The organism is Polaromonas sp. P1_F9, from assembly GCF_056405615.1.
In genome coordinates this window covers 557,891-582,132 of sequence record NZ_JBFUBT010000002.1, presented here as the reverse complement: position 1 = coordinate 582,132, position 24,242 = coordinate 557,891, and the positions used below count along the sequence as shown (strand labels likewise).

Annotated in this window: 22 protein-coding genes; 10 read left to right on the top strand and 12 right to left on the bottom strand. The window is 60.5% G+C overall.

The genetic code is table 11. The features are described from left to right. Positions 1-205 precede the first annotated feature (205 nt). On the top strand, positions 206-568 hold the full coding sequence (locus AC1DYR_RS08020; RefSeq protein ID WP_477704622.1) for a DUF1428 domain-containing protein: 363 nt from the start codon (positions 206-208) through the stop codon (positions 566-568). Positions 569-581: 13 nt separating this feature from the next. On the opposite strand, the gene AC1DYR_RS08015 is transcribed toward AC1DYR_RS08020, so the two are convergent. Continuing rightward, complete coding sequence (locus AC1DYR_RS08015) at positions 582-1,418, bottom strand: helix-turn-helix domain-containing protein (protein WP_477704796.1); 837 nt, start codon at positions 1,416-1,418, stop codon at positions 582-584. A 157-nt stretch (positions 1,419-1,575) separates the two neighbouring features. Between AC1DYR_RS08015 and AC1DYR_RS08010 the strand changes: the two genes are divergently transcribed. From AC1DYR_RS08010 to AC1DYR_RS08000, 3 genes are all read left to right on the top strand, one after another. Next, a complete protein-coding gene (locus AC1DYR_RS08010; protein ID WP_477687967.1) occupies positions 1,576-1,989 on the top strand; it encodes a hypothetical protein in 414 nt (137 codons plus the stop codon). Positions 1,990-2,094: 105 nt separating this feature from the next. After that, a complete protein-coding gene (locus AC1DYR_RS08005; RefSeq protein WP_477704621.1) occupies positions 2,095-4,983 on the top strand; it encodes an aconitate hydratase in 2,889 nt (962 codons plus the stop codon). A 159-nt stretch (positions 4,984-5,142) separates the two neighbouring features. Next, positions 5,143-6,366 carry an FAD-dependent monooxygenase gene (locus tag AC1DYR_RS08000; RefSeq protein WP_477704620.1) on the top strand — a complete coding sequence of 408 codons (1,224 nt, stop codon included), beginning with the start codon at positions 5,143-5,145 and terminating at the stop codon, positions 6,364-6,366. A 193-nt stretch (positions 6,367-6,559) separates the two neighbouring features. On the opposite strand, the gene AC1DYR_RS07995 is transcribed toward AC1DYR_RS08000, so the two are convergent. The 3 genes from AC1DYR_RS07995 to AC1DYR_RS07985 all read right to left on the bottom strand — a co-directional run bounded on the left by AC1DYR_RS07995 (position 6,560) and on the right by AC1DYR_RS07985 (position 9,702). Then, positions 6,560-7,657 (bottom strand): hypothetical protein, encoded by a 1,098-nt coding sequence (locus tag AC1DYR_RS07995; protein WP_477704619.1) that lies wholly within the window; start codon positions 7,655-7,657, stop codon positions 6,560-6,562. Positions 7,658-8,016: 359 nt separating this feature from the next. Beyond that, positions 8,017-8,997: a tripartite tricarboxylate transporter substrate-binding protein gene (locus AC1DYR_RS07990; protein WP_477704618.1), complete on the bottom strand. Its 981-nt coding sequence runs from the start codon at positions 8,995-8,997 to the stop codon at positions 8,017-8,019. A gap of 27 nt (positions 8,998-9,024) precedes the next feature. Beyond that, complete coding sequence (locus AC1DYR_RS07985) at positions 9,025-9,702, bottom strand: DJ-1/PfpI family protein (protein ID WP_477704617.1); 678 nt, start codon at positions 9,700-9,702, stop codon at positions 9,025-9,027. Positions 9,703-9,784: 82 nt separating this feature from the next. On the opposite strand from AC1DYR_RS07985, the gene AC1DYR_RS07980 reads away from it, so the two are divergent. Continuing rightward, a complete protein-coding gene (locus tag AC1DYR_RS07980) occupies positions 9,785-10,684 on the top strand; it encodes a GlxA family transcriptional regulator (RefSeq protein WP_477704795.1) in 900 nt (299 codons plus the stop codon). A gap of 42 nt (positions 10,685-10,726) precedes the next feature. Here AC1DYR_RS07980 and kynA read toward each other — a convergent pair whose 3' ends face one another. Genes kynA through kynB form a run of 3 tightly spaced genes read right to left on the bottom strand, consistent with a single transcriptional unit; the run spans position 10,727 to position 13,543 of the window. Continuing rightward, positions 10,727-11,593, bottom strand: coding sequence for a tryptophan 2,3-dioxygenase (kynA, locus tag AC1DYR_RS07975; RefSeq protein ID WP_477704616.1), 867 nt, complete (start codon positions 11,591-11,593; stop codon positions 10,727-10,729). Continuing rightward, on the bottom strand, positions 11,593-12,873 hold the full coding sequence (kynU, locus tag AC1DYR_RS07970; RefSeq protein WP_477704615.1) for a kynureninase: 1,281 nt from the start codon (positions 12,871-12,873) through the stop codon (positions 11,593-11,595). Before kynU ends, kynA begins: the two co-directional genes overlap by 1 nt. Before the next feature lie 10 nt (positions 12,874-12,883). Beyond that, positions 12,884-13,543 (bottom strand): arylformamidase, encoded by a 660-nt coding sequence (kynB, locus tag AC1DYR_RS07965; protein ID WP_477704614.1) that lies wholly within the window; start codon positions 13,541-13,543, stop codon positions 12,884-12,886. Between the two features lie 222 nt (positions 13,544-13,765). On the opposite strand from kynB, the gene AC1DYR_RS07960 reads away from it, so the two are divergent. Both AC1DYR_RS07960 and AC1DYR_RS07955 read left to right on the top strand, forming a co-directional pair. Then, positions 13,766-14,530 carry an SDR family oxidoreductase gene (locus AC1DYR_RS07960; protein WP_477704613.1) on the top strand — a complete coding sequence of 255 codons (765 nt, stop codon included), beginning with the start codon at positions 13,766-13,768 and terminating at the stop codon, positions 14,528-14,530. Between the two features lie 100 nt (positions 14,531-14,630). After that, entirely contained in the window at positions 14,631-15,767 is a 1,137-nt protein-coding gene (locus AC1DYR_RS07955; protein ID WP_477704612.1) for a GntR family transcriptional regulator, read from the top strand. Positions 15,768-15,810: 43 nt separating this feature from the next. On the opposite strand, the gene AC1DYR_RS07950 is transcribed toward AC1DYR_RS07955, so the two are convergent. Beyond that, a complete protein-coding gene (locus tag AC1DYR_RS07950; RefSeq protein WP_477704611.1) occupies positions 15,811-16,869 on the bottom strand; it encodes an oxidoreductase in 1,059 nt (352 codons plus the stop codon). Positions 16,870-16,894: 25 nt separating this feature from the next. Then, positions 16,895-18,235: a class-II fumarase/aspartase family protein gene (locus AC1DYR_RS07945; protein WP_477704610.1), complete on the bottom strand. Its 1,341-nt coding sequence runs from the start codon at positions 18,233-18,235 to the stop codon at positions 16,895-16,897. 203 nt (positions 18,236-18,438) lie between these two features. On the opposite strand from AC1DYR_RS07945, the gene AC1DYR_RS07940 reads away from it, so the two are divergent. Together AC1DYR_RS07940 and glk are read left to right on the top strand one after the other, a co-directional pair. Beyond that, positions 18,439-19,440: a Bug family tripartite tricarboxylate transporter substrate binding protein gene (locus AC1DYR_RS07940; protein ID WP_477704609.1), complete on the top strand. Its 1,002-nt coding sequence runs from the start codon at positions 18,439-18,441 to the stop codon at positions 19,438-19,440. A 37-nt stretch (positions 19,441-19,477) separates the two neighbouring features. Then, positions 19,478-20,497: a glucokinase gene (glk, locus tag AC1DYR_RS07935; RefSeq protein WP_477704608.1), complete on the top strand. Its 1,020-nt coding sequence runs from the start codon at positions 19,478-19,480 to the stop codon at positions 20,495-20,497. Positions 20,498-20,708: 211 nt separating this feature from the next. Here the strand turns inward: glk and argF are convergent, their stop codons facing one another. Then, on the bottom strand, positions 20,709-21,620 hold the full coding sequence (gene argF, locus AC1DYR_RS07930) for an ornithine carbamoyltransferase (RefSeq protein WP_477704794.1): 912 nt from the start codon (positions 21,618-21,620) through the stop codon (positions 20,709-20,711). 98 nt (positions 21,621-21,718) lie between these two features. After that, entirely contained in the window at positions 21,719-22,936 is a 1,218-nt protein-coding gene (locus tag AC1DYR_RS07925) for an acetylornithine/succinylornithine family transaminase (RefSeq protein WP_477704607.1), read from the bottom strand. 271 nt (positions 22,937-23,207) lie between these two features. Here AC1DYR_RS07925 and AC1DYR_RS07920 point away from each other — a divergent pair, with 271 nt between their 5' ends. After that, positions 23,208-23,528 (top strand): DUF3579 domain-containing protein, encoded by a 321-nt coding sequence (locus AC1DYR_RS07920; RefSeq protein WP_411885285.1) that lies wholly within the window; start codon positions 23,208-23,210, stop codon positions 23,526-23,528. A 121-nt stretch (positions 23,529-23,649) separates the two neighbouring features. Here AC1DYR_RS07920 and rpsT read toward each other — a convergent pair whose 3' ends face one another. Further along, entirely contained in the window at positions 23,650-23,961 is a 312-nt protein-coding gene (gene rpsT, locus AC1DYR_RS07915) for a 30S ribosomal protein S20 (protein ID WP_007864125.1), read from the bottom strand. Between the last annotated feature and the right edge of the window lie 281 nt (positions 23,962-24,242).

Genomic DNA, 24,242 nt, shown 5'->3' with positions numbered 1-24,242 from the left:
GCGGACGTTTCCCCGGCACGCCAGCGCAAAGGGGCGCGGTTCGACCAATACATGCCTTGTTACGAATCTTTAAGGCGTCTTACACAGGTCTTTGGGTATATTGTGTACGGTGTACACAAATTAATGACTGTGCACTTGCGCGCTGGCAACTTGATCGGTTATTGCAGCGTTTCAGGTGACAACCGCTTACCCAAGGAGATTTCCCATGGCCCGTTACGTAGATGGATTCATCGTTGCCGTCCCCGCCAAGAAAGTGGAGGACTACCGCAAGCTGTCCCGCAAGGCCGGCAAGATCTGGAAGGAGTACGGCGCGATCGAATACACCGAGTGCATCGCCGACGACGTGAAACCCGGCAAGGTCACGTCCTTTCCGCAAAGCGTCAAACTCAAGGCCGGCGAGGTGGTGGTGTTCTCGTGGATCACCTACAAGTCGCGCAAGCAGCGTGACAGCGTCAACAAAAAGGTCATGTCCGACCCGCGCCTGGAGGCCATGATGGACCCGAAGAATCTTCCTTTCGACGGCAAACGCATGATTTGGGGTGGCTTCAAGACGATCGTCGAACTCTGAAGTTTGGCTTCCGCTAGCTCTGCGCCGCCAGCGCGTGCAGCGCTTGCCGCGTGAAATCATCCGCCGGGAAAAACGTCTCCATCGCCAGCTCCTGCAGCGTCACGTCCACCGGCGTGCCGAAGATGGTGGTGGTGCTGATAAAGCTCAGCATGCCGGCCGGTGTCTTGAACAGGAAAGGCATGACCACGCCAGGGTGCTCGCCGTCGAGGTGTTCGTTTTTCGCTTCATCGGGCACGGGGTAGGCCTTGAGTTCCTCGAGCAAGGTCGCCAGCACCGCGTCGGCGGTAGCCGCGACTTGCTGGCGCAGGCGTTCAAATATATGTGCGCGCCACTGCAGCAGGTTGGCGATGCGCGGCGCCAGGCCCAAAGGATGCAGGCTCAGGCGCAACACATTCACCGGCCCCTGCAGCAGCGAGGCATCGGCGCCTTCCATCAGGTGCGGCACCATGCGGTTGGCAGCCACCAGGTTCCAGTGCCGGTCCACCGCCAGCGCCGGGTAGGGCTCATGGCTTTTGAGCAGCAGCTCCACGGCCTGCCGGGCCGAAGCCAGCGCCGGGTCGTTTAGCGGCCGTTCGCGGTACATGGGCGCATAGCCGGCCGCCACCAGCAGCGCATTGCGCTCGCGCAACGGGATGGCCAGCCGCTCCGCGAGGCGTAGCACCATTTCCCGGCTGGGCATCGAGCGGCCGGTTTCCACAAAACTCAGATGCCGGGTGGATATCTCTGCTTCCTGCGCCAGGTCCAGCTGGCTCAGGCGCCGGTGCTGGCGCCAGTGGCGCAGGTGGTCGCCAAAGGGTTGGGGCGCACTGTGCGGCGCCGGGCGGCTGGGGGGATGAATGCTGGCAGTCATGGAGACATCGTAAGGCCACGCGGCCAGGTTTCCATTACCTGCCAGGTTATCGACGTGACACCGGCGCGCAGGAATGATGACCTCCATGCGCACCGACCCGGCGGCCCGGCGCGCTAACCAAACATCACCGGCCGACCGTACTTTCAGGAGTTTTGCCATGTCTTCGAGTTCCATCCTTTCCTCTCCCAACTTCCTGCGCAATGTGCTGCGTGTGGATGCGCTGTCGTGCATCGCTTGCGGTGTATTGCAAGTCGCCTTTCCAGCCGCGATGGCCCGCCTGCTGAACCTGCCCGAGGGCCTGATTGCCTACACCGGAGAGTTCCTGCTGGTCTATGCGGCAGTCGTTGCGTTTGTTTCAACGCGTAATCCTTTGCCGCGTGGCGTTATCTGGGCACTGGTGGCGGGCAATATCGGCTGGGCGCTGGCCTGCGTGCTGATGCTGGCCAGCGGTCGTGTGTCGCCCTCCATGCTGGGCGTGGCCTATGTGGTGATGCAGGCGCTGACGGTGGCGGTGCTGGCCGAACTGCAGTACTTCGGCTTGCGCCGCGCAGCGCCGCAGCCGGCTTGGTGAGAACGCACAAGACTCGGTAGAGGGGCAGGGTATGCGGCGCCGGACTCCCACGGGGCCGCAGTGCCTGCCAGAATGGGGGCTGCTGTCAATAAAAAGGAGTCCGCCATGGCCAAACCGCCTCCCCACGCTTTTTCCTCCACGCTCAAAAGCTTCAAGACCGCCTCCGGCAAAACCGGCAAGTTCTACTCCTTGCCGGAACTCGCCAAACAGTTTCCCAAAGTTTCCCGCCTGCCGGTGTCCATGCGCATCGTGCTTGAGTCGGTGCTGCGCAATTGCGACGGCAAAAAGGTCGCGGCCGAGCATGTGGCACAACTGGCCAACTGGCTGCCCCAGGCAGAGCGCACCGAAGAAATCCCGTTCGTTGTCTCGCGCGTGGTGCTGCAGGACTTCACTGGTGTGCCGCTGCTGGCCGACCTGGCCGCCATGCGCAGCGTGGCGCTGAAGCTGGGCAAGAACCCCAAAGCCATCGAGCCGCTGGTGCCGGTCGACCTGGTGGTCGACCACTCCATCATGGTCGACTACTACGGCAAGAAAAATTCGCTGGACCTCAACATGAAGCTGGAGTTCCAGCGCAACCGCGAGCGCTACGAGTTCATGAAGTGGGGCATGCAGGCCTTTGACACCTTTGGCGTGGTACCGCCGGGCTTCGGCATCGTGCACCAGGTCAATCTTGAATACCTCTCGCGCGGCGTGCACAAGACCAAAGACAACGTGTACTACCCCGACTCGCTGGTGGGCACCGACAGCCACACCACCATGATCAACGGCATCGGTGTGGTGGCCTGGGGCTGCGGCGGCATTGAGGCCGAAGCCGCCATGCTGGGTCAGCCGGTGTACTTCCTTACGCCCGACGTGGTGGGCTTTGAGCTGACAGGCCGCCTGCGCGAAGGCGTCACTGCCACCGACCTGGTGCTGCGCGTGACCGAGCAGCTGCGCAAGGAAAAGGTCGTCGGCAAGTTTGTCGAATTCTTCGGTGAAGGCACGCGCACGCTGGCCTTGCCGGACCGCGCCACCATCGGCAACATGGCGCCCGAATACGGCGCCACCATGGGCTTCTTCCCGGTCGATGAAAAAACCATTGACTACTTCAAGGGCACAGGCCGCACCAAGGAAGAGATCGAAGCCTTCGAGGCCTACTTCAAGGCGCAAGGCCTCTTCGGCGTGGCCAAGGCCGGCGACATTGATTACTCGCATGTGGTGAGGCTGGACCTGGGCGATGTCACGCCCAGCCTGGCCGGCCCCAAGCGCCCGCAAGACCGCATCGAGCTGGGCAACGTTGCCAGCCAGTTCAAGTCGCTCTTTAGCAAGTCGATTGCCGAGAACGGCTTTAACCAGCCCGCCGGCATGCTCAATACGCGCCACCTGGTACGCCGTACTGATGAAGGCCGGCTGGACACGCTGCCGTCTGCACCGCCCACCCCGGCGGGCGCGGCACGCCCGGTGATGGAAATGGAAGGCAACCGCCCTACGCTGGCGCACGCACGCGCCAGCAACACCACCGACGCGCCCGCAAAGTCACATACAGAGGTTGTTCATTCGGCGCCCGGCATCACGGTGGGCAACGGCGACGTGCTGATCGCCGCCATCACCAGTTGCACCAACACCTCCAACCCCAGCGTGCTGCTGGCCGCCGGCCTGCTGGCCAAGAAGGCGGTGGAAGCCGGCCTGAAGGTGCAGCCGCACATCAAGACCTCGCTGGCCCCCGGCTCGCGCATCGTGACCGAGTACCTCACCGAGACCGGCCTGCTGCCTTACCTGGAGAAGCTCGGCTTCGCACTGGCTGGCTACGGTTGCACCACCTGTATCGGCAATGCCGGCGACCTGACGCCCGAACTCAATGAAGCCATCAGCAAGAGCGACCTGGTCTGCGCGGCCGTGCTTTCGGGCAACCGCAACTTCGAGGCGCGCATCCACCCCAACCTCAAGGCCAACTTCCTGGCCAGCCCGCCGCTGGTGGTGGCCTACGCCATTGCCGGCACGGTGATGCGCGACCTGATGACCGAGCCCGTCGGCAAAGGCAAGGGCGGCAAGGATGTCTACCTGGGCGACATCTGGCCGACCAGCGAAGAGATCTACAAGCTGATGAAGTACGCCATGAACGGCAAGGCTTTCCGCGCCAACTACGCCAAGGTCAAGACCGAGCCCGGCAAGCTCTGGGAAAACATCAAGGGCGTCAAAGGCACGTCGTACACCTGGCCGGCCAGCACCTACATTGCCGAGCCGCCTTTCTTCAAGGACTTCACCATGAAGGCGGGCGAGGCCGGCAGCGTGTCGGTCAAGGGTGCGCGCATCATGGCGCTGTTTGCCGACTCCATCACGACGGACCACATTTCGCCGGCCGGCTCCATCAAGGCCAGCTCGCCCGCAGGCCTCTGGCTGCAGGCCAACGGCGTACAGAAGGCCGACTTCAACAGCTACGGGGCGCGCCGCGGCAACCACGACGTGATGATGCGCGGGACGTTTGCCAACGTGCGCATCAAGAATTTGATGATTCCGCCTGATGCGGAAGGCTCGCGCGAAGAGGGCGGCGTGACGCTGTTCCAGCCCGGCAACGAAAAGATGTTCATCTACGACGCTGCAATGAAGTACATGGACCAAGGCACGCCCACCGTGATCTTTGCCGGCGAGGAGTACGGCACAGGTTCGTCGCGCGACTGGGCCGCCAAAGGCACGCAGCTGCTCGGCATCAAGGCGGTGGTGGCGCGCAGCTTTGAGCGCATCCACCGCAGCAACCTGGTGGGCATGGGGGTGTTGCCCCTGCAGTTCAAGCCGGGCGACTCGTGGCAGACCTTGAAGCTCACCGGCAATGAAGTCATTGACGTGATTCCGCACCCTGAGCTGAAGCCGCAAAGCGAAGCCAAACTGGTCATCACGCGCGCCGATGGTTCGCGCGAGGAAGTCACCGTGATCCTGCGCGTCGATACGCCGATTGAGGTGGATTACTACCGCAACGGCGGCATCCTGCCGTTTGTGCTGCGGCAGTTGCTCGCTTGATGCGGAGCAGCGAAGCAATTTCCCGCCGGGCCGCCCCAAGGGAAATTAGCCCCCTCAGGGAGCAGCGAGCCACACGCGGTGGGCGAGCGTGGGGGCCTTATCCCCGCCGGGCCGCCCCGAGGGAAATTAGCGCCCTCGGGGGGCAGGGAACTACACGCAGTGAGTGAGCGTGGGGGCCCTATTAAACAAGCCCTGATAGCCGGTGGCGGCATCGGAGGGCTCGCGGCTGCATTGGCAGTGTCGCGCGCGGGCTGGGATGTGCGCCTGTTTGAACGCGCAAGCGCGTTCAGCGAGGTCGGTGCCGGCATTCAGCTCGGCCCGAATGTGGTCAAGGTACTGCACAGCTGGGGATTGGCTGATGCACTGCAGGCCGTGGCCGCCTTTCCGGAACGCTTGCAGATACGCAGTGCGATGTCCGGAAAGCAGTTGGGCGAATTGGGCCTGGGTGCGGCAATGGTCCAGCGGTATGGCGCGCCTTATCTTTCCATTCATCGCGCAGACCTTCACGGCATGCTGCTGCAGGCCGTGCAGCAGCATGCCGACGTGAGGCTGCACCTGAGCCGGCCTCTGCAGTCCTTCAGCCAGACCGCGCAAGCCGTCACGGTGCAGGCCGACGACGGCCCTGGCATTGAAGGCGACGCCCTCATAGGTGCTGACGGCATCTGGAGCACAGTGCGCCAGGAACTGCTGGGTGACGGTCTGCCACGCCGAACCGGCCATCTGGCTTACCGCGCCTTGGTACGGCAATCCGATCTACCTGAATTGCTCAGGAGCCGGCAGATCACGGTCTGGCTGGGGCCGCGCATGCACGTGGTGCAGTACCCGGTGCGCGGCGGTGAATGGCTCAATGTGGTGGCCATCGTGCAGGGTGAAGCCGCTGCCGAAGCGGACCTCTGGGACCACAGTGCCAACACCTCCGATCTGGGCGTGGCGACGGCCGGCTGCTGTGCCGCGCTGCGCGAGGTACTGGATGCCATCGGGGGCTGGCGCTTGTGGGTGCTGCATGACCGCGCGCCGATGCGGGGTGCCCACCAGCACGCTGTAGGCCGCGTGGCCTTGTTGGGCGATGCCGCCCACCCGATGCGGCCGTATCTGGCACAAGGAGCGGGCATGGCGATTGAAGACGCTGCCGAGCTGGGCCATGCCCTGGCTCAGGCGCTGGACCCGGTGTTCGACGTGCCCACGATGCTGCAGCGTTATGCGCTCAACCGTTGGCAGCGCAATGCGCGCGTGCAGGCGAGGGCTTTGCGCAATGGGCAGATATTCCACGCCAATGGGGTGTCGCGGTGGGGCAGGGATACCGCAATGCGACTGTTGGGTGAGAAGCTGCTGGATATGCCCTGGCTATACGGGGCAAGCCCAAGCTACCTTGATGGGCATTGAGCCCATAGGACGGCGGCTGTTTGCGCAGGCCTTGCACGGTTGATACGCGCTTTCACCGCGGGCCGTGCGTCAATTTGTGGTCCGGGCTTCATGACGGCAAGGAGCTCTGCCCGGACTGGGGAAAAAACTCGCGGGACCGCGGTCACGCCTGGGTGAAATTTTGGCGACGCTTGCAGATGCGGTCGCTATTTATTCACGGGATTTTGTTTTTCTCGGACTTTGGAACTTGTATGTACTTCCTCATCCTGTCGAATTTTTCATCATAAACCAGCACATTGTCCCTCTGTTCGGGCCGGAGAATTCTCAAGCTGTTGTACCGGGTTTCCACTTTCTCTTCAGTGTTCATAAAAATCTTGTGATCCCACCGCTCTTCCGGATCTTTATAAACAGTTTCGATGATGACCTTGCCCGGGAAAACTTCGTTAAATGCGATGTAGTACTCCGGATGAAGGGAAGGATCGTTTTTTCTGAGGAACACCAGGAGGAGGTAGGCATCGTTCAGTCCTTCCCGCGTGTCCTTGAGCAGAATGGCGATTTCTTTCTTGTCCTGGCCGCTGAAATCGCCTTCCCTTAACAGGCTTGAGTATTTGAGATTTCCGGAATTCACGAACCGATAGGCCGCTCCTTCATCGGATGAATAGAAATCGAGAAGCTTTTCTTTGACGCCATACGGCAATTCCTTGAGATAAAACGCATCGAAGTCGTTGCCGTATTTTCTGCCGAAGTCTTCTGCTGAGACTAGGTAGTTGTCGTTAAGCAGGGCGGGCATCAGGGTGGGGTATTCAACAGCGCCCTTCATTGCGAGCTTTAAATAGGCTTTCCAGTTTTCCTGGCCGACCTTCGTTTGATACTTTTCCAGGTCCTGAGGCGTATTCGTTTCAATCAGGGAGTACCCGCGTTGCTTTTCGCCCTTGCCGTCTTTGCAGGTAACGCAATAAATGGTTTCACCAAAACTGAGGGCGTAGAGTTTTTCAGGAAGCTGGTCGTACTCTTTTTTGTAGCTTGCATCCAGGAGTTTGCCCTTGGTGATATGACCGGTATCACCGGTAAAAATGGCGAGTGTCTTTGACACGGTGACAGCCTTTGCCGCCGCATCTCCCGTTGTCTTTCCCGTTGTATTTCCTGTCGTATCCGCTAACGCGGCATATCTATCCCCTTCGTGCGTGAAGTCGTAGACGTAGTGTTTGAAATATTCAAAATCGTTCTTGGCAAAAAAACAAGCGAGCGCAAACACAAGCAATGCAAGCGCCGACAAAGTCTTTTTGGTCCTGGATAGCGTCGAAAAATTCATGGATCAGATGGGTGACAGGTATTTAAGACAGCAGACGAACAAAGTCTACCGATGGAAGGGCAGCTATCGTGAAATACAGTCAGGTATTGAACCGGACCGCCGAAGTATCGCTGACTATTTTGACCGGCACAACGGGGCAGGATTGCGTCCAAGCATGGATCGAATCACCCTAAAGCAAAGTAGGCGCTCGAGGTCTCCCTCCCGGATCATGTCATCCTGGATGATGCGTCGGAATGATAGATCGACAATGAAAATGGCGATTGCTGGAACGCCTTGTTGCATTTGCTATAAAAATAATAGCTGCTTGCGCACGTCCTACAAAGGCTCTGGCTACTTGTGGATTACGTTTCCGGCCAGCCCTAGTCCGCGTACGCACCCGCCGCCTTGATCACCGGCGTCCAGCGTGCAATTTCGCTGTGCAAATATTCGCGATGGCCCGCGGGTGTGTTGCGCGCATCCCGAACCACATCGATTCCTGAAGCGAGTTGTGCCCGTTTGAATGCGTCCGTCTGGATTGCGGCCAGCAATGCAGCGTTGATCCTGGTTTGTACCGCCTGAGGCGTGTTCTTCGGCGCATACAAGCCGTACCAGACGCCAAGCCGGACGGAGGGAATCCCGAATTTCTCGAGCGTCGGGATCGCCGAGGCGCCGGGAACGTTGAGCGGCTTGGCTGATGTCACGCCGACGGGCCTGGTTTTTCCGCTAAATACATGAGGCAGCACATTGGCTGTCAAATCGCACATCAGGTCTACATGGCCCCCCAGTAAATCCGCCAGCGCCGGAGCGGTCCCGCGATAGGGAACGGTGGTCATGCCGATGCCCAGCGAAGACTGGAGGAGAAGGCCGCACAGATGCGACGCCGACCCAATGCCGCCGTTGGCAAGCTTGACCTGTGGTTGCGTGGCTATCCACCGCACCAGCTCAACCGCTGAGCCCGTAGCTATCTGTGGGCGTGTCACCAGCATCAGTGGCGATTCAGCCATGATGCCCAAAGGTTCGAAGTCCGTTTCCGGGTTGAAACCGAGGCGGCGGTATAGCGCAGGGGCTGTCGCCATCCCGATATGGTTCAACAGCAGGGTATAGCCGTCGGCAGTCGCACGCAAGGCGATGGTACTGCCCAGGTTGCCTCCGGCGCCTGACAGGTTCTGAATGATGATGGATTGCCCTAACTGCTTTTCCAGCGGTAGGGCAAGCTCCCGCGCGAGCTTGTCCATAGGGCCTCCTGCGGGGTAGGGAACAATCAATGTCACCGGTTTCGAGGGGTAAACACCTTGCGCCTGCGCGCCCATGCCGCATGCCAGCAAGGCCCAAAAAACCAGTGAAAACAGTTTCTTGCTCATAAGTTTCTCCAGGGTTACCGGTACTTTTCAGGCTGGCATGCGAAGGGCCGCATAGTCGACAGCCGAGGCCCGCAGGGCCCGTCGCGCCTGAGTCGCTGCCAGGCATTTCTCGATGATGGCCGGCTCCGATGTAAAGGGTGTACCACCCGGAAAGGGTGGCTTGGGGTCGTATTCGATCTGGAGCTGGATTTGCTTGGCTGCTTCGTCTCCCATCAGCATTGCGACGACCTTCAGGGCCATGTCGATGCCGGATGTCACGCCGCCAGCAGTGAAGATATTTCCGTCCACACACATGCGCTCTCTGGTGACGATGGCACCGAACGCCGGCAGAAAATCGATGGCCTGCCAGTGGCAGGTGCTTCGCCGGCCCTTGAGAAGGCCCGCGGCGCCGAGCAGCAGCGAACCCGTACAGATGCCGAAGATGTACTTCGCTGACTTTGCTTGCCTGCGGGTGAAATTGACCCACTCGGCATCCAGTATGGCGTCGTCGGTTCCAGGTCCCCCCGGCACCACCAGCAGGTCGCAGGGTGGTGCGTTTGCGATGGTCGTGGTGGGTATCAGCGTGAGGCCGCGGTCCGAGCGGACTGGCTCCAGTGACTTCCCCACGAGCTCGACATGCACCCCCGGCACACGTGCCAGGACTTCAAAAGGCCCTGTCAAATCAAGTTGTGTCAAGGCATTGAAGAGAATAATATTAACTTTCATGAACACCCTCCTTAAGACGCTGACGGTAAGGCCAGGTGCCGCAGGGGCAGTGCCAAAAGCGGGCGAATGTGCGCCAAAATGGGTGGCATTTCTTTTGTTTGACGGCTTCCAGCCCATTGACCTCGCCGGGCCGTGGCAGGCATTTGCCACGGCAAATGAAGAGGTGGGCGTTCCGGCGTATCGCCTGGTCACCGTGGCACAGAAAGACGCTGTAACGAGCGCCGATGGTGCAATGAAAATCCATGTGGACCACGATCTGGGGGCTGCCGCGGCACTGCCGATCGATGCGCTGGTGGTGCCAGGCGGTGGCGGTGTCCATGCGGCATGTGCCGATTTTCAACTGGTCAACTGGCTGCGGGAAAGAGACCAGGCCACACGTAGAACCTGCAGCGTTTGCACGGGGGCCTTCCTGCTCGCCGCGACCGGCCTGTTGAGTGGCCGGGAGGTCACCACCCACTGGCGATCCGCCGAGAGATTGCAGCGGGACTTTCCGGACCTCAGGGTTAACGACGACAAGATCTACTGCGAAAGCGGCAAGTACTGGACCACGGCGGGTGTTACCGCCGGTATCGACCTCGCGCTGGCCCTTATCGAGCGCGACCATGGCGCCGACATCTCGCAGCGTGTTGCGCGGCGGCTTCTTGTCTATTTACGCAGGGACGGCGATCAGCGCCAGTACAGCCAGGCCATGAGGATTCAGGATCGGGCCGTTGCACCATTTCGCCAGTTGATCGAGTTGTTGCAGGCCCGGCTTGATCATGAATGGTCCGTCGATGAGATGGCGGATATGTGCAATATGTCCCGGCGCACTTTTCAGCGCAAATTTGCGGAAAACTTCGGCATGGGCCCCATGGCCGCACTCAACAGCTTGCGGTGTGAACAGGCGGAAATCCTCGCCAGCTCGGGGCGTCTGTCGGGGAAGGAAGTCCAGAGGCATACCAGATCGGCCCGGGGTATTTCCAGGACCAGCGGCGCTTGCTGATCACCAAAGCCCCCGGAGTTCACCGTCTGCACCCCGGGGCGTCTATAAGTCAGTGCGTAGTTTCCAGATCTCAGGAAATAAAACCACATCCAGCATCTTGCGCAGGTAGCTGACGCCGCCGGTTCCACCCGTGCCGCGCTTGAACCCGATCACCCGTTCCACCGTGGTCACATGCCGGAAGCGCCAGAGCCGGAAAGCGTCTTCCAGGTCGGTGAGTTCTTCGCCGAGCTGGTACAGGTCCCAGTACTTCTTGGGGTCGCGATACACCACAAGCCAGGCTTGCTCAACCTCATCGCTTTCGGCATAGCCTTGCGTCCAGTCGCGCTGCGTGTGGCTGGGCGGTACGGCCAGGCCGCGGCGGGCCAGCAGGCGCAGGGCTTCGTCATAGAGTGACGGGGCTTCATACGCGGCTTGTACCTGCGCGAGCAGGTCGGGCCGGTGCGCATGGGGCTTGAGCATGGCGGCATTCTTGTTGCCGAGCGCGAATTCGATGCAGCGGTACTGCGCGCTTTGAAAGCCGCTGGAGTTGGCCAGGTAAGGGCGTATCGCGCTGTACTCGGGCGGTGTCATGGTGGCCAGCACGTCCCAGGCATGTACCAGCTGCTCCATGATCTTGCTCACGCGGGCCAGCATCTTGAAAGCGGCGCCCAGCTCGTCTTTGGCCACATTGGCTATTGCCGCGCGCAGCTCGTGCAGCATCAGCTTCATCCAGAGTTCGCTGGTCTGGTGCTGGATGATGAACAGCATTTCGTTGTGGTCGGGCGAGAGCGGTTTTTGTGCGCCGAGGATTGCGTCGAGCTGCAGGTAGTCGCCATAGCTCATCGACTGACTGAAGTCGAGCTGCGCTTTTTCGTCGCGCACGATGTCTGCGGGCGCTTGGGGTTTGTTGTTGTCGCTGTAGTTGTTCATCAGGTGACCGCGTGCTTCTGGTTGAATTCGGCTTTGTGCCATTCGGCGGTTTCCAGCACCTGCTTCAGGTGCTCAACCGCATTCCAGACGTCTTCAAAACCGATGTAGAGTGGCGTGAAGCCGAAGCGCAAGATGTCCAGGTGCTTGCCGGCCGCGCCGTCGCCGGCGCGGAAGTCGCCGATGACGCCACGAGCGATGAGTGCCTGCACGATGGCGTAGGCGCCTTCGGTTCTGGTCAGGCACACCTGTGAGCCGCGTTGCGCGTGCTCACGTGGTGTTGCAAGGCCCAGGCCGTGTCCCGCGCAGCGTTCTTCCACGAGTTGAATAAACAGGTCGGTCAGTGCCAGCGATTTTTTGCGCAGGGCCTGCATGCCGCCGAATGCCTCGACGGCCAGCACGGTGTCCAGCCCGCACTCCAGCGCGGTCATGCTCAGGATGGGCTGGGTGCCGCAGAGGTAACGCGAGATGCCAGCGGCAGGCCGGTAGTCCGGAGTGAATTCAAAAGGTGCTGCATGGCCCCACCAGCCGGCCAGCGGCTGCCAGAAGCGGTCTGCGTGTTTGGGGTTGACCCAGACAAAGGCTGGCGCGCCGGGGCCCCCGTTAAGGTATTTGTAGCCGCAGCCAATCGAGAAATCGGCTTTCGCCGCATTCAGGTCTACCGGCACGGCGCCCGCGCTGTGGGCCAGGTCCCAGACGGTGAGTGCGCCTGCTGCGTGCGCTGCTGCAGTGACGGCGGCCATGTCGTGCATGGCGCCGGTGCGGTAGTTCACGTGGGTCAGCATCAGCACGGCCGCTTCGCTGGTGAGCGCGGCGGCGATCTCTTCGGGTTCGACCAGTCGCAGGCGAAAGCCGTGTTCACGGCACAGCGCTTCGGCGATGTAGAGGTCGGTCGGGAAGTTGCTGCGCTCGCTGACGATGAGTTTGCGGTCGGGCGCGTCCTGGGCCGCGATGTGCAGCGCGGCACTCAGCACCTTGTAGAGGTTGATGGAGGTGCTGTCGGTGGCCACCACTTCGCCGGGGGCCGCGCCTATCAGTTGCGCGATCTTGTCGCCCAGGCGCTGCGGGAGTTCAAACCAGCCGGCACTGTTCCAGGAGCGGATCAGGCCCTGGCCCCATTCGGCGGTCACGGCTTCAGCGACGCGAGCGGCGGCTGTGTTGGGCAGCACGCCCAGCGAATTGCCGTCGAGGTAGATCACATCTTCGGGCAGGGTGAATTGCCGGCGCAGCGTGCGCAGCGGGTCTTGCGCATCGAGGGCGCGGCAGTCTTGCAGAGTAGTCATGGAGTGGTCTTCATGGAAGTTCACGCAGGACTGCGCGAACGGGTGAGGCGTCGGCCCGGGTGAGCTTGAGCGGCAGGGCAATGAGTTCGTAGTCGCCTTCGGCCACGTCGTCGAGCACCAGGTTTTCGAGCACGCGCAGGCCGTGCGCCAGCAACTGGTGGTGGCTGGGCAGGTTCTGGCTGGTGGCGGGGTCCACGCTGGGCGTGTCAATGCCGACAAGCGCTATGTTTTTGGTAGCTAGCAGCGCAAGCGTGGCGGGGGCTATGGCCGTAAATGATTCCCATGACTGACTGGCTGCCACTGAGGTACGCAGCAACACGCGGGGCGGCAGGTTTTCCAGCGCATGGGCGATGTGTTCCGGCTGCACCAGCGGGCCGCAGTCCATGCAGTGGATCACGCGGCATGGCCCGAGGTAGGGCGCGAGGTCGAGTTCGCCGACGCTGGTTTCACCGTTGGCATAGTGCAGCGGCGCATCGGCATGCGCGCCGGTGTGGGGCGATAGTGTGATGCTGTTGACGTTGACCGGACAGTCCGGCGTCAGCGAAAAATGCAACTGCTGCGAATAGGCCGTGTCGCCGGGGAACACCGCGGCGTTTTCGTCCACCGACGGTGAGATGTCCCAGAGTTTTCGCGGTGGTGATGTGGTGGAAGCGGAGGTGCGGGCTGTCATGGTGCAAAGGTAGCACCGGCAAAAAAGCCGTGGTGTCGGTTATTTCCAACAATCTCAAAAATAGTTGAAACCTAAAGTACCTGGCAAAAGCGGGCCGCGCAGTCGCCGGGCGCGGCCTGTGGGACCCGTCAGCCTCGGGCACAATTAAAGGCTGTAACGCTCGTTGCGGTATCGATTTACCAGAGCGCCTTTACAACCCCTTCAAAGAGACAAAGGCACACCATGAATTCCGAGAGCAAGTCCAGCGGCAAAGTCGCACTCGTCACCGGCGCGGGCACCGGCATTGGCAAGGCTGTGGCCCTGGCCCTGCTGCGTGAAGGCTACAGCGTGGCGCTGGTGGGTCGTCGCGCCGAGCCGCTCAACGAGGTTGCCAAAGAGTCCGGCACCGACCGCGCGCTGGCTTTGCCGACCGACGTGAGCCAGCCCGACTCCGTGGCGGCGGCATTCGCCAAAGTGAAGGAAAAGTTCGGCCGGCTGGACTTGCTGTTCAACAACGCCGGTGTGGGGGCGCCGCCCGTCAACCTCGAAGACATCACGTTTGAGCAGTGGACCAATGTGGTCAACATCAACCTGACCGGCTCCTTCCTCTGTGCACAGGCCGCCATCAAGTTGATGAAAGACCAGTTGCCCCAGGGCGGCCGCATCATCAACAACGGCTCGATTTCGGCCCATGCGCCTCGGCCCAACTCAGCGCCCTATACCTCCACCAAGCACGCCATCACGGGCCTGACGAAATCCATCTCGCTGGACGGGCGCAAGTACAACATCGCCTGCGGCCAGATCGACATCGGCAATGCCATGACGGAGCTCGCGGCCCGCATGGCCAAGGGCGTGCCCCAGGCCAACGGCGAGATCGCCATTGAGCCGATGATGGACGCGAAAGAAGTTGCCGACGCGGTGGTGCATATGGCGTCTCTGCCGCTGTCAACTAATGTGCAGTTCATGACCATCATGGCCACGAAGATGCCGTTTGTAGGCCGCGGTTGAGGGCTGTTGTGTGTTGAGCCCGGCGCATATTGCTCAAGGTATGCATGGTGCATAGCCAGGTCAACTGAGGGTTGCGTGAAATGTGTTGTATTGTATGTATATGAGCAATACAGCATCTGATCTGGAACAGTACCTCGAAGAGTTGGCGCGTACCGCCCGGCCCGGGGATCGCCTTCCGACCATTCGGGATTTGATGCGCCGGTTTGCTGTGTCCCAGATGGTGATTCAGCGCGCCTTCCAGGGCCTGAAAGCCAGGGGACTGATTGCATCGCAAGTAGGGCGAGGGACCTATTTTCGCGTGGAAGGCGAGGCTGATGTCGGCCCCGGCGCCTCGTCGCCGGCCGGAAGGTCGGTGCTGCTGCTTCGCCGTTCAATCAGCATTACCCGCGGACGTGTGTTGATAGAAGGACTGCAGCGCCGCTTTACCGTCGACGGCCACCGCGTACTGGAAGTTTCCTACACCGATCCCGCCCATGCGCGGACTGTATTGAAGGGCTCGCCCCGCTTTGACGCCTGCGTGGTTCAGTCGAGCTACAAAACCATCACAATTGATTTACTCGCAGCGCTGAAAGAGAAATGTGATGCGTTGGCCGTGGATGGCGCGGCCCTCGCTGGAGCCGACGTCGAGGTGGTCGGAATGGAATGGGGAGAGCCGCTGGCTGCGGCGATCACGCTTTTGCAGCAGCAAGGCCATAGGTGCATTGCGTATGCAACGACGTCGCACCCATTCCTGGCAACCCAGATGGGACGGCGGCGGTTCGACTACCTGCAGACCACCCTGACAGGAATTGAGCTGCAGACGATCACCGTGCCGCACCTGCCTGATGAGAACTACGAAGCGGTGCTTGTGGGGATGGTCAAGGCCAGTCTGGATGCCTCGGGGCAGCTACCTTTCACCGCGTTGGTGGCATGGGGTATCGAGGATGGCGCCAGATTTCGGAAGCTGCTGCAAGAGGCTGGCGTTGGCATACCCGCACTGCTGAGCGTGGTGTTGCTGGGACGTACGGATCTTGCGAACGAGCACGCCAACTTCTTTGACACGATCGGATGCAGCGTGGCCGATCAGATCGAGTATTTGTACCAGGCCATCAATGCACGATGGGCCGACCCCTCAATCCCCTATGGCGTACGCCTGATTCCTGTAACGACTTACGCCGGCCAATCGATAGCCACCCTGCCGATGGCTGGTGAGCCGCACGAGCAGGGTTTGCGGAAGTCCGCCAAAACTCGCGGCTAGGCGCTTGCTACCGGTTCCTGATCATTTTGCCGAACGCGTGCTGTCATGCCTGGAATTCGATGGCAGAAACGGGCATGGTGCGACCCTCCCGTGCACTCCGCAGTCCCAGCTCAATCAAACCGATGACCTGCATCGCATCATTGGCCGTGACGGGGTTGATGCCCTTGCCATGGATGGCATCGCGTACTGCGCCGTAGTAGGCAGGGTAGTCACCCGCAACGCAGTTTATTTCGCGCCTTAAGCAAGCGCCATCAAGCCAAACTGAAACCTCGGCAGGCAAGGGATCAACTCCCCAGTCCAGGGCGGGCGCCCGCTTTCCGGCCTTTAGCGCATCCTCTTGTGGATCAAGACCCATCTTGACGAAACTGCCCAGGCTTCCATGCACTGTGAAGCGCGGCCCCGGCGCCGGCGTCAGAGCACTGCCATGCAAAATGACCCGGCTTTGGCCATGGCGCAACACGGCGTGAAACCAGTCGGGAGTCTTTGCACCATCGCGTTGCTGTGCGAGGTCAAGCGCAATCGATTCGGGAAGCCCGAATAGCTGCAGCGCCTGATCCAGTAGATGTGCGCCAAGGTCGTACCACAGTCCACCGCCCGTATCGGCTTGTTCGCGCCAACGGCCAAGAACTTCCGGCCGGTAACGATCAAAATGCGATTCAAAATGAACGATTTGCCCCAGTTCACCGGAGGCAATGATCTGGCGCGCAGTCAGGAAGTCTGCATCCCAGCGCCGATTGTGGAAGACGGAGAGCAGGCGCCCAGCGGTCTGCGCTTTTGCCTGCAGTTGCCGTGCTTCGTCCAACGTGACCGTAAAGGGTTTGTCGACCACCACATGCTTGCCTGCGGCCAGCCCTGCGCAAGCGAGCGAAAAATGTGTGTCGTTGGGTGTTGGTATCACCACAAGGTCAATGTCCGGACGCGCAAAAAGCCGCTCTGCAGTTGCTTCGACCTGCACATCGGGCCAATCCGCATACACCCTGGAAGGATCGCTGCTTGAAATCGCGGCAAGTCTGAGCCCCGGGACTCCAGCTATCAAAGGCGCATGAAACGTTTTGGTCGCGTAACCGTAACCGACGATGCCAACGGAGAGAGTTTTAAGCACTAGGTGCCCCTTTTAGGTTGACCGCTTATCGAGGTTGCGTCACGCGCTCGACCGTCTCAATCGTGATTGCCGCCGATTCGCCCACATAGTTGCTCGCTACAAGTGCCTGGGCCAGGCCCTCGGGAAGCCCATGTTTTGCAAACATCGGGTGCTCACTGATGCTTGTTATAAACGGAACGCCTTCGGATTGGGACCGTTGCGCTGCTTCGTAGAGTAGCTTGTGTGCTTCGTGGCGTCCCATCAGCCTGGTCAGCCGCATCATGACGGCTTCCGAAGCGATCAGGCCATTTGACAGTTCAAGATTTTGCCGCATCGCCTCAATGTTCACGGTAAGACCCTTTGCCAGCCTGGCAAGGGTCTCGGCAATGGACGCCGAGATGATGGCGATTTCTGGAAGCAGGGTGTCGGTCACATTGGTTGCCGACGAATCGCCTTCGTCCATGCGCACCATGGCTTCAAGGGCCGCAGGCACCCGCATCCGCATCATGCGCGCAAGGCTGACCAACAGCAGCGCGGTGGAAGGATTGCGTTTCTGCGCCATGGTCGAGCTGCCTACCTTGCCCATATGAAACGCTTCCGCAACCTCCCCGATTTCGGTGCGCTGCATGAATACGACGTCTTGCGCGATTTTCTGCGCAGTACCTGCAAGCAATCCCAGTGCTGAAATGTAGTCGCATACGCGGTCGTAAGACGAACGGCTTGGCAGCCCGGCTGGCGGTAACCCGAGTTGCTCAGCCATGCGGGCTTCCACGGCTCGGCCTTTATTGCCCATCGCCGCGAAAGTGCCTATTGCACCGCCCATGCACGCAACGAACGACGACGCCAGGCGCCGCATCAGTCGGTCGCGGTCCCTGTCCAGTTCGTCAATCCAGCCGGCAAGCTTGAAGCCGAACGTCATCGGCAATGCATGTTGGCCGTGTGTGCGGCCCGCCATCACCGTTGCCCGGTGTTCCTGCGCCAGCCAGCCAAGTGCGGCGATGGCTGCATCCAGATGACCCGTCAACAAGTGGTGTGTCTCACGCATCTGCAGTGAACTGGCGGTATCGAAGATGTTCTGGGTCGTCGCCCCCCAATGGATATAGCCCGCGGCTGGTTCACCGCACAGTTCCTCGAACTGGGAGAGGACGGGAACAAGCGGATGATGTGCAAACGCGATGTCCCTGGACAGGCGTTGCAGATCGAAGAGCCCGGCATTGGCCTTCTTTCCAATGATTTGCGCGGCCTCGGCGGGAATGACGCCAAGCTCGGCCTGGGAATGAGCCAGTGCTGCTTCAACATCGAGCCACGCCTGCAACGTGGCCCTGTCGCTCCAGATGCGCTTGGCTTCGCCGCTGAACCAGTGGCCGGTGATAAATGACTCAAACATACTTGTATTCATGGGCTGCTTTGGTTGAAGCGGTATGCCTGTATTGGCCATGCTCGCTTAAAAATTTGTGATAGATACATATTGTATTTAAGTAATACCATGTTTTATATTGGATAAATTGGAAATTAATACAATTTACAATAAATATAAATACAATATACTCGCCATGCATTCAGCTGGTACATAGAACATGGAGACACGTCATGGAAGATCTTTTCGCTCGCCAGCGAGCCGGGCGTCGCAGGCTGTTGAACCAGCTTGCTTTGCTGGGTGGCGGCGCGCTATTACCAGGCATTGGCCGCGCACAATCGGACAAGCCTGTATCGCTGATAGTCGGGTACTCTGCCGGCGGCAGTGCCGACCTGGTCGCCCGGGTTGTGGGGACCGAACTGTCAAAGCGCCTGGGGCGCCAGGTTATCGTCGAGAACGTTGCGGGCGCCAGCGGCATGATTGCCGCGCAAAAAGTGCTCAATGCGCCAGCCGACGGTAACCTCATCTACATGGGGGGCACGGATACAGTGCTCGTGCCCATGGTCAATCCGAAGGCCAGGCTTGACTGGGAGAAGGACCTTCTGCCGGTTGGAAGAATGACCACCGTGCCCCTGGTATTCGCCGTCCCCGCGGGCTCGCCCCACGCGACGCTTACCGACCTGGCGGGTGCGCTGCGCAAAAGCGGTAAAGAGAACTTCAATTACGCAACGCCCGGCATTGCGACGATGCAACATCTCTACGGGTCGCTGATCAATAAGCGGGCGAAGGTGGAAATGTTGCATATCCCGTACCGTGGCGGTGCCCAGATCGTGAATGATCTTGTTGGTGGCCAGGTCGACAGCGCGGTGCTGGTCTTGTCGACGGCAATGCCCTTTCTCAAGGAGGGCAAGATCAAGGCCCTGTCGGTGTCTGATGGTGCACGCGTTCCGCAACTGCCGAATGTCAGGCGCATTGGCGAGGAAGAGGGCTTCAACGGAATTTCACTGCCGCTCTGGCAAGGCCTGTTTCTGAAAGCGGGAACCTCCCCCTCTGTCGTGGCCGCTTATGAGAAGGCATTACTGGAAGCGCTCGCGCAGCCCGACGTGCGCACAAAGCTGGCGGAAGCCGGCATCACGGTCGCTCCGATGACCGGCCGTGAGCTTCGTGCGTTCGTCGGTCCCCAAGCCGCGCTGTACCGCGAGATTGTGAAGACCGCAAAAATCACCATGGAATGACAAGCGGCTCATTCTGGACCGGTTGCGATAAAAAAAGATGACTGCATTGCCCGGCAGTCCTGGCGGCGGTGGGCGGCTTTTGGCCGACATAGGCGGGACCAACGCACGCTTCGCGTGGCAGGCCGGCGCCGGGGAATCCATCAATGACCTGGTGATATTGCCTTGTGCCGGATATGCCAGCCTTGCGGATGCAATCCGGCATTACCTGGGCCTTGTGGGGCGAAGCGCGCCTCCTGACTGCGCAATCGCGATTGCCAATCCAGTGCATGGGGATCAGGTGCGAATGACCAACCATCGCTGGACTTTCTCGATCAAGGCACTGAAAGAGCAATTCGGATTCGCGAAGCTGCGGGTGCTCAATGACTTTACAGCGCTGGCTCTGGCACTGCACGCATTGAGACCAGAGGAGTTGCGCCAGGTTCAGGGCGGAAAGCCCGCCTCTTTCGCTGCGATGGGTTTGATCGGGCCCGGTACCGGTTTGGGCGTTTCGGGGCTGTTGCCCGACGGGCAGGGCGGCTGGATCCCGATCGAGGGGGAAGGCGGACATGCTACTTTGGCGGCTTGCACCCCGCGTGAGCAGGCGGTACTTCATTGGTTAAGCCGCCGCTACGGGCACGTTTCGGCCGAGAGAGCCGTGTGCGGCCAAGGCCTGGTGGATATCTACCTGGCCATCAAGGAAGTTGACGGCCGTGCACCTGATGTCGGGCTTGATGCGGCGACCGTAGCGTCGGCAGCACTGGATGGGGGTGATCCCTGGTCTCGCGAAGCACTCGATCTTTTCTGCGCATTCCTCGGAACGGTCGCGGGTAATCTGGCACTGACGCTTGGCACTCGCGGCGGGATATTTATCGGCGGCGGCATCGTTCCGCGCATGGGAGGGGTTTTTGAGCGTACGGCGTTTGGGCAACGCTTCAGGGCAAAGGGACGCTTTGCACAGTTCCTGGCCGACGTGCCGGTGTACGTCATTCAGTCCGCGCAATCACCTGCGCTTCGCGGCGCCGCAATTGCGTTGGACAGCCCCTCCGCTTCAGCGACTGGTGTTCCGCGAGACGGGTGACGCGGCTCGCGGTGCCGATGGAACTCACGCTCTATCGTTGATCCCTCAGCGTTTACGCAAGCTGCCCGAGCAAAAGGAACTCCATGAGTGCCTTTTGTGCGTGCATCCTGTTTTGGCTTTGGCACGCGGCCGGTGGCCGCTTCACGTGCGCTTTGCGCACGTGAGCCTGCGCCGAAACAGGCTACCGGCGCTTTGCGCCTGCACTCGCGTGTTACGCGAGCTGCCCGAGCAAAAGGAACTCCATGAGCGCCTTTTGCGCGTGCATCCTGTTTTCAGCTTCATCCCAGACCACCGACTGCGGGCCGTCGATCACGTCGGCTTCGACTTCTTCGCCGCGGTGAGCAGGCAGGCAGTGCATGAAAAGCGCATCAGGCTTGGCTGCGGCCATCATCTCGGCGTCCACGCACCAGTCGGCGAAAGCTTTCTTGCGTGCTTCGTTTTCGGCCTCATAGCCCATGCTGGTCCATACGTCGGTGGTGACCAGGTCGGCACCAGCGCAGGCTTGCATCGGGTCCTTGAAGACCTTGTAGCTTTCGGCCGAACGGATGCCGGCGATGGACTGGTCAACCTCGTAGCCGCCCGGGGTGCTCACGTGCACCTTGAAGCCGAGGATTTCGCTGGCCTGCAGCCAGGTATTGGCCATGTTGTTACCGTCGCCCACCCAGGCCACCGTCTTGCCTTTGATGGAGCCGCGGTGCTCGATGTAGGTGAATATGTCGGCCAGGATCTGGCAGGGATGGAATTCGTTGGTCAGGCCGTTGATGACCGGCACGCGTGAGTGCTCGGCAAAGCGGTCGATCTTGGTTTGCTCGAAGGTGCGGATCATCACCAGATCGACCATGCGGCTGATGACCTTGGCGCTGTCTTCAATCGGCTCGGCACGGCCCAGCTGGCTGTCGCCGGTGGTCAGGTGCACCACACTGCCGCCCAACTGGTACATGCCGGCTTCAAAGCTCACGCGCGTGCGCGTCGAAGCTTTTTCAAAAATCATCGCCAGCGTGCGGTCGACCAGGGGCTGGTGTTTTTCGTAGGCCTTGAATTTCTTCTTGATGATGGCGGCGCGCTCGAAAACATAGGCGTATTCGGCCGCGTTCAGGTCGCTGAACTGCAAATAGTGCCGCACTAAAGGAGCCCCCACGCTTGCCACTGCGTGTGCTGCGCTGCCCCCCGAGGGGGCTAATTTTCCTTGGGGCGGCCCGGCGGAAAATTCTTTCGTTGCGGTCATGCTGATTTTTCTTTCAAAAGCTGCTTGATCAGCGGAACCAGAATGGCCACCGCTTCGTCGGCTTCAGCCATGGTCATGATCAGCGAAGGCACCATGCGGATCACGGTGTCGGCGGTCACGCTCAGCAGCAGGCCGTTTTCGGCGGCGCGGGCGAGCAGCTCGCCGCAAGGCACTGTCAGCTCAATGCCCAGCATGAGGCCGCGGCCGCGAATTTCTTTCAAACCTTTTTCGCCGGCGAGTTCGCGGGCCAGCGCCGCACGCAGGTGGTCGCCCACCTTCACGGCGTTGGCGAGAAGGCCATCTTCTTCCATGATGCGGATGGTTTCCACCCCCGCACGCATTGCCAGCGGGTTGCCGCCAAAAGTGGTGCCGTGGTTGCCGGGGCCAAAGATATGTGCGGCCTTGGGGCCGGCCACCACCGCGCCAATCGGCACACCTGAGCCAAGGCCCTTGGCCAGCGGCATCACGTCGGGCTTGATGCCCGACCATTGGTGGGCAAACCATTTTCCGGTGCGGCCCATGCCGCACTGCACTTCGTCGATCATCAGCAGCCAGTCGCGTTCGTCACACAGCGCCCGCACGTCGCGCAGGTATTCGTCCTTCATGCTGTTGATGCCGCCTTCGCCCTGGATGGCTTCAAAAAACACCGCGACTACATTCGGGTTGTTGGCCGTCGCCGCTTTCAGCGCATCGATGTTGTTGAGCGGCACGCGGATAAATCCCTCCACCAGCGGGCCGAAGCCGGCCTGCACTTTGGGGTTGCCGGTGGCGCTCAAGGTGGCGATGCTGCGGCCATGAAAGGCTTTCTCATAGACGACGATTTCCGGGCGCTCAATGCCCTTGTCATGGCCGAACTTGCGCGCCAGCTTGAGCGCGGCTTCATTGGCTTCCAGGCCGGTGGAGCAGAAAAACACGTTTTCCAGGCCCGACAGTTCCACCAGTTTGGCGGCCAGGGTTTCCTGCAAAGGCACATGGTAGTAATTGGAGCTGTGGATGATCTTGGCGATCTGCTCCTGCAGGGCCGGCACCAGCCTGGGATGGTTGTGGCCCAGCGTGTTAACGGCGATGCCGCCCAGTGCGTCGAGGTAGGCCTTGCCGTTAACGTCCCAGACGCGGCAGCCCTGGCCGTGGTCCAGCGCGATGGGCAGGCGGCCGTAGGTGTTCATCACGTGAGGAGAGGCGGCTTCGATATGTTTTGGCAGGGCTGCGGTCATGGAGAACTCCGGAACAATGGCTGTAACAGGGCTGAAAATCGGAGGCCCGCGATAAGTGAAGCGGGCCTGACGCGATTTTAGGCGCAGAGTTTGCGGGCTTTTGTGACGATCCTGCATCACTGCAATGCAGGCGCCTGGCGCCTCCTGATGTTGAAAATCAGGCATCAAGTCTTATATAAGAGTCGCAAATAAGATAGAATTGTTGTGCGGTGCAGCATGGGGTGAATACGATCCCCTTCCCACGTCAGGCGCCGCAAAAACCCTCCATCCGATGGTCTCCAACACCGCCAAAGAAGTCTTCATTCAGGGTATTACCCGCGACGGCAAAACCTTCCGGCCCAGCGACTGGGCCGACAGGTTGTGCGGCGTGATGAGTCATTTCCGCCCGGGCGGCCCGCAGCCTGGCAGCCACCTGACCTACTCCCCCTGGTGCGTGCCCACCGTCATCAACGGCGTGAAGTGTGTGGTCGTTAACTCAGAGCTGCGCGAGGCCGAGCCCATGGCCTGGGACTTCGCCATCAACTTCGCCAAAGACAACGATTTACAGGTGGCCGAAGCCTGTTTAATTCCGGACCCTCCGCGCAAAGACTGAGGTTTTCGAAGCGCCCAACAAAAAAGCCGTCTTTCGACGGCTTTTTTGCTTTGCTGCAGCGCACCCTACAAAACGGCGGACGGTATTTTCAAAATGCCGTCCGGGCGATTTGCCTGATTGCTCAGGCGGCCTTTGCGGGGGCCAGTGCCAGGGCTTTCACCTTGGCGGACAGGCGGCTCTTGTCGCGCGCTGCCTTGTTCTTGTGGAAGATGCCCTTGTCGGCAACCGTGTCCACAATGCTTTGGGCCTTGGCGAACAGGTCTTTGGCTTTGTCTTTGTCACCGGCTGCAACGGCTTTTTCGACGTTTTTCACAGCGGTGCGGTATTTGGAGCGCAGCGAGGTGTTCGCAGCGTTGAGTTTGACGTCCTGGCGGACGCGTTTGCGGCCCGACGCAAGGCGCGGGTTCTTTTTCTTGGGTTTGGCGGTAGCCATATATAAATTCCTTTAATCCTGGGGAGGAGTCTGTGGATGTTGCAGCAAAGCCCACGATTATAGCCCCCACAGTCGTTCACTGCGTGTAACTCCTTGCCCCCCGAGGGGGCCGCCCGCCTGTGGCCCGGCAAAGCCGGCTCCACGGCTCATGCTGGTGAAGAGGATTTCTGCACTCCACTGCTATCAAATCTGTAGCTGCTTGCGCATGCTATACGTGGGATTGAGGCCGATTTGATGCCTAAATTCAGCGTTTTGAGTTGATTTTTCCGCGCCATATCGAG

What these genes read in the sequence shown, in the direction of transcription:
- AC1DYR_RS08020 (WP_477704622.1), top strand. Translation starts at nt 206, where the DNA reads ATGGCCCGTTACGTAGATGGATTCATCGTTGCCGTCCCCGCCAAGAAA.
- AC1DYR_RS08015 (WP_477704796.1), bottom strand. Translation starts at nt 1,418, where the DNA reads ATGACTGCCAGCATTCATCCCCCCAGCCGCCCGGCGCCGCACAGTGCG.
- AC1DYR_RS08010 (WP_477687967.1), top strand. Translation starts at nt 1,576, where the DNA reads ATGTCTTCGAGTTCCATCCTTTCCTCTCCCAACTTCCTGCGCAATGTG.
- AC1DYR_RS08005 (WP_477704621.1), top strand. Translation starts at nt 2,095, where the DNA reads ATGGCCAAACCGCCTCCCCACGCTTTTTCCTCCACGCTCAAAAGCTTC.
- AC1DYR_RS07995 (WP_477704619.1), bottom strand. Translation starts at nt 7,657, where the DNA reads ATGAATTTTTCGACGCTATCCAGGACCAAAAAGACTTTGTCGGCGCTT.
- AC1DYR_RS07990 (WP_477704618.1), bottom strand. Translation starts at nt 8,997, where the DNA reads ATGAGCAAGAAACTGTTTTCACTGGTTTTTTGGGCCTTGCTGGCATGC.
- AC1DYR_RS07985 (WP_477704617.1), bottom strand. Translation starts at nt 9,702, where the DNA reads ATGAAAGTTAATATTATTCTCTTCAATGCCTTGACACAACTTGATTTG.
- kynA (WP_477704616.1), bottom strand. Translation starts at nt 11,593, where the DNA reads ATGAACAACTACAGCGACAACAACAAACCCCAAGCGCCCGCAGACATC.
- kynU (WP_477704615.1), bottom strand. Translation starts at nt 12,873, where the DNA reads ATGACTACTCTGCAAGACTGCCGCGCCCTCGATGCGCAAGACCCGCTG.
- kynB (WP_477704614.1), bottom strand. Translation starts at nt 13,543, where the DNA reads ATGACAGCCCGCACCTCCGCTTCCACCACATCACCACCGCGAAAACTC.
- AC1DYR_RS07960 (WP_477704613.1), top strand. Translation starts at nt 13,766, where the DNA reads ATGAATTCCGAGAGCAAGTCCAGCGGCAAAGTCGCACTCGTCACCGGC.
- AC1DYR_RS07955 (WP_477704612.1), top strand. Translation starts at nt 14,631, where the DNA reads ATGAGCAATACAGCATCTGATCTGGAACAGTACCTCGAAGAGTTGGCG.
- AC1DYR_RS07945 (WP_477704610.1), bottom strand. Translation starts at nt 18,235, where the DNA reads ATGTTTGAGTCATTTATCACCGGCCACTGGTTCAGCGGCGAAGCCAAG.
- AC1DYR_RS07940 (WP_477704609.1), top strand. Translation starts at nt 18,439, where the DNA reads ATGGAAGATCTTTTCGCTCGCCAGCGAGCCGGGCGTCGCAGGCTGTTG.
- glk (WP_477704608.1), top strand. Translation starts at nt 19,478, where the DNA reads ATGACTGCATTGCCCGGCAGTCCTGGCGGCGGTGGGCGGCTTTTGGCC.
- AC1DYR_RS07925 (WP_477704607.1), bottom strand. Translation starts at nt 22,936, where the DNA reads ATGACCGCAGCCCTGCCAAAACATATCGAAGCCGCCTCTCCTCACGTG.
- AC1DYR_RS07920 (WP_411885285.1), top strand. Translation starts at nt 23,208, where the DNA reads ATGGTCTCCAACACCGCCAAAGAAGTCTTCATTCAGGGTATTACCCGC.
- rpsT (WP_007864125.1), bottom strand. Translation starts at nt 23,961, where the DNA reads ATGGCTACCGCCAAACCCAAGAAAAAGAACCCGCGCCTTGCGTCGGGC.